The following is a 3,873-nucleotide window of genomic DNA, read 5'->3' on the forward strand; positions in this document are numbered from 1 at the left end:
ACGTCACACCTCGAACCTGGTCAGGGCCGGGAGGCAGCAGCCATAAGAGGCCTCTGGCGGGCACCCGTTCCCACCGGGCGCGCTCGATTTGTACTCGGCGCCCCGCCGTCCTGCGCAAGCGGACCGCGGGGCTTTTTGTGAGCCCGCCAGCGTGCGGCGGGCAGAAACGGACGGACGCATGGGCTTCATTAACTTCATCGCCGAGCTGCTGCGCGACCCGCGCACCGCCATCGCGGGCTGGATCGCGGCGGGCCCGCTCATGGCCTACGGCTGCGTGTTCCTCATCATCTTCATCGAGACGGGCGTGGTGTTTTTCCCGTTCCTGCCGGGCGACTCGCTGCTGTTCGCCTCGGGCTTCTTTGCCCACAACGGCGGCTTCAACATCGTCGCGCTGCTGGCCGTTGCCTGGGCCGCCGCCATCCTGGGAGACCAGTGCAACTTCATGATCGGTCACTTCTTTGGCCGCAAGATCGTTGCCTCGGACAAGGTCAAGGCCATGACGCCCGAGCGCCTCGAGAAGAGCGAGAAGTTCCTCGAGAAGTGGGGCCACCTCGCCATCTTCCTCGGCCGCTTCTTCCCGTTCATCCGCACGTTCGTGCCGTTCATCGCCGGCATGGGTGGCATGCACTGGCGCAACTTCGTGCTGTTCAACATCCTGGGCGGCGTCACGTGGTCCACGCTCTTTACGCTGCTGGGCTACTTCTTTGGCGGCATCCCGTTTGTTCAGGACCACTTCGAGCTGCTCATCGTGGGCATCGTGCTTGTGTCGATCATCCCCACCATCGTGGGCCTCGTGAAGTCCAAGATGGGCAAGAAGAAGGGCGCCCACAGCAAGTAGGCGCTTGTGCCTGGGGTCGCGTGCCTGCGGCTTTGGCTGCTTGATATGACGAGAGGGCCGCTGGCTGCGTGTATTACGGTCGGCGGCCATGAGCCTGTCGACCTTCCCGTTCTACATCCAGAGCCTGGGCGGCACCGAGGCGCTTGCCGGCATGTGCGGCGGGTGCCTGGCGTGGCACCCGTTGTGTAGAAAAGTGCCCAACGAAAAGCGGCCTTTTGCCAGCTAAACGATACCGTTCGCGGCAAGATATCAACTCTTGTCGCGTCCTCTGGGAAGATACGAATCGAAGCGCGCGTCCTCCTGAACTCTCGTCTCCCCCTCCGGTCGTCGGGTAGTCAGTCTGGGCGCTTTCAACGGCACGCCCATACGGTTCGTCAGAGATTCTTCCAACCCCCTGTTCTCTGGGAGGACGCGCGCCAACCTAAAGATTCCGAGCCCCTCGCACAGCGAGAACGGCACCTTGAGTGGCCAAGGCTCGGCTAGCACCCCGCGGTCTCTATCCCACCGCGGGGTGCTCTCTTTTTGGCCGAGAAGGACGTGCGGGATGCGCGTCATGTCGCCGAGAAGGGCGTCTCAAGATGCAGGGCGCCCCGCCCGCACATGCTGCAGGCGGGGCGCAGCCTGTAAGCCATGACGAGCGGGGACAAAAGACGCGTCCCTCTGTCCCCGGCGCTACTGCAGAGCGGCGAGCGCGTGGCGGGCCGCGCCCAGCAGGCCGGCCGTGTTGCCTAGGGTCGCCACGCGGATGGGCGTCTCGGCGCATCCCGGGATCACGAACTCGCGGTAGGCGTCGACGCACGTCTGGCCAAAGGTGTCCCAACCGCCGCACATGCCGCCGCCCAGGACGAAGGCGTCTGGGTCAACCGTGACGGCGAGCGCGGCGAGGGCGCGGGCGAGGATGGTGCCCAGACGCTCGCAGGCGCGCTTGGCCTGCGCGTTTCCGCCGCGTGCGGCCTCAAAGACGGCGAGCGCGTCGGTGGCGTGGGCAATCTCGACCTCGGCCGCGCCGCACGTGGCGCACTCCTCACGATAGAGGCGGATGAGGCCGCGGGCCGAGGCGTACTGCTCGAGACAGCCGCGCCGGCCGCAGCCGCAGGCCTCGGTCTCCTCGAAGTTCATGCACAGGTGGCCAATCTCGCCGGCCGCGCCGTGGACGCCCGCGATCACGCGGCCGCCAATGACCACGCCGCCGCCCACGCCGGTGCCTAGCGTGAGCATCACGAGGCTGTCGGCGCCCGCACCCGCGCCCACCCAGGTCTCGCCCAGGGCCGCGGCGTTTGCGTCGTTGATTGTGGCGATGCGCGCGCTGGGGAAGGCCTGTGCGAGGGCCTCGCGCAGGCCGACGAGGTCGAGCGTGATGTTGGGCGCCATCGCGAGCGTGCCGTCCTCGAGCACCACGCCGGGCACGTCGAGGCCAATGCCCGCGACCGCGCTGGCCTCGATGCCCGCACCCTTGGCGAGCTCGATCGCGGCGTTGCTCACGCGGCCCAGCGCCTCGGCACCCTCGAGCGCGCCGGTGGGAACCTTGGTCTGGGCGATGATCTCGCCGCGCTGCGTCACGACGCCCATCTTGACGCTCGTGCCGCCCACGTCGATGCCAATGACAACCGGTCCTGCCTCGCGTGCGGGAACCGCCTCGAGCGCGTCGTCGATGTCCTCGATCTGTGCCATGATGCCCCTCTGCTTCGAAGTCATAGTGTTCTGATGGTACGGCCTGTCTGTCCCGGTCGTCCGCCTGTCTCGACGGGCGTTGGCTTGGTCGCCGCAGAAGGTTCCATCCTCGTCGGCGAACGCCTGCCGCCCTTCTCGACTGCCTCCACCGGCGTCCCTCCGCTCACCTCAAGACGCGGGCGTGTCCGGAGGCGCGGGTATACTTGGTGAGCGCAACCGCGCCCTAACCCGTGGAGGCAGCATGGAATCGCTCTACCGCAAATACCGCCCGCAGACGTTCGAGCAGGTCGTTGGCCAGTCCCACGTGGTCTCGACGCTCGAGCGCGCCGTGACCGAGGGCCGCCTCAGCCATGCCTACCTGTTCTGCGGCCCCCGCGGAACGGGCAAGACCACCATGGCCCGCATCCTCGCCAAGGCCCTTATGTGCGAGCAGGGCGAGGGGCACCTTCCCGACGGCACCTGCGAGGAGTGCCAGCTCATCGCCGCGGGCGAGCACCCCGACGTCTACGAGCTCGACGCGGCAAGCCGCACGGGCGTCGACAACGTGCGCGAGGAAATCATCAACCGCGTCGACTACGCGCCGGTGCGCGGCCGCTACAAGGTCTACATCATCGACGAGGTCCACATGCTCACGCCGGCGGCTTTCAATGCGCTGCTCAAGACCCTCGAGGAGCCTCCGGCCCACGTCGTCTTCATCATGTGCACCACGGACCCGCAGAAGATCCTCGCCACAATCCTCTCGCGCGTCCAGCGCTTCGACTTCCACTCCATCGCCCCCGACGAGATGCGCGCCCACCTTGCCCACGTGTGCGACGAGGAGGGCTTCACCTACGACGGCGAGGCTCTTGACCTCGTGGTTCGCCATGCCCGCGGCGGCATGCGAGACGCCCTGTCCTCGCTCGAGCAGCTCTCGGTCTTTGGTGCCGGCAACGTGAGCGTCGAGGCGGCCCGCGACCTTCTGGGCGAGTCGAGCGACTCGGCCCTCTCCGAGGTGTCGCTGGCGCTTGCCCGCCGCGACGTTCCCACGCTGTTTGGCAAGGTCGCCGAGCTCGTTGACTCGGGCCACGACCTGCTGCAGTTCACCCGCGAGCTTGCGAGCCGCGTGCGCGACGCATACGTGGTGGGCATCGCGGGACCCAAGCCCGGCGTGGTGAGCGTGCCCGAGGCCGAGCTTGGCCTGCTCAACGACGAGGCGGCCGCCTATGGCAGCCCCGACAGGCTTGCACGCGTCCTCACCGTGCTGGGCGACGCCGCGAGCGAGATGCGCACGGCCGTGAACCAGCGGCTCGTGCTCGAGATCGCCCTCACGCGCTGTGCCCGTCCCGAGGGCGACCTCACCCTCGAGTCCCTGGCCGAGAGGGTCG

The 3,873-nt window shown here is 67.7% G+C and carries 3 protein-coding genes and 1 other RNA gene; 3 read left to right on the forward strand and 1 reads right to left on the reverse strand.

The window, feature by feature from the left end; translation table 11 throughout:
• Position 1 precedes the first annotated feature (1 nt).
• Both ffs and AC1VTH_RS07245 read left to right on the forward strand, forming a co-directional pair.
• An RNA gene (gene ffs, locus AC1VTH_RS07240) (signal recognition particle sRNA small type) lies at positions 2-59 on the forward strand.
• 119 nt (positions 60-178) lie between these two features.
• Positions 179-838, forward strand: coding sequence for a VTT domain-containing protein (locus AC1VTH_RS07245; protein WP_481335475.1), 660 nt, complete (start codon positions 179-181; stop codon positions 836-838).
• Between the two features lie 672 nt (positions 839-1,510).
• Here AC1VTH_RS07245 and AC1VTH_RS07250 read toward each other — a convergent pair.
• The gene (locus AC1VTH_RS07250; protein ID WP_481335476.1) at positions 1,511-2,509 is read right to left on the reverse strand and encodes an ROK family protein; all 999 of its coding nucleotides are present in this window, start codon (positions 2,507-2,509) and stop codon (positions 1,511-1,513) included.
• A gap of 241 nt (positions 2,510-2,750) precedes the next feature.
• Here AC1VTH_RS07250 and dnaX point away from each other — a divergent pair.
• On the forward strand, positions 2,751-3,873 hold a 1,123-nt coding region (gene dnaX / locus AC1VTH_RS07255), incomplete at its 3' end, for a DNA polymerase III subunit gamma/tau (RefSeq protein WP_481335477.1).

Source organism: Parolsenella sp., assembly GCF_982402205.1.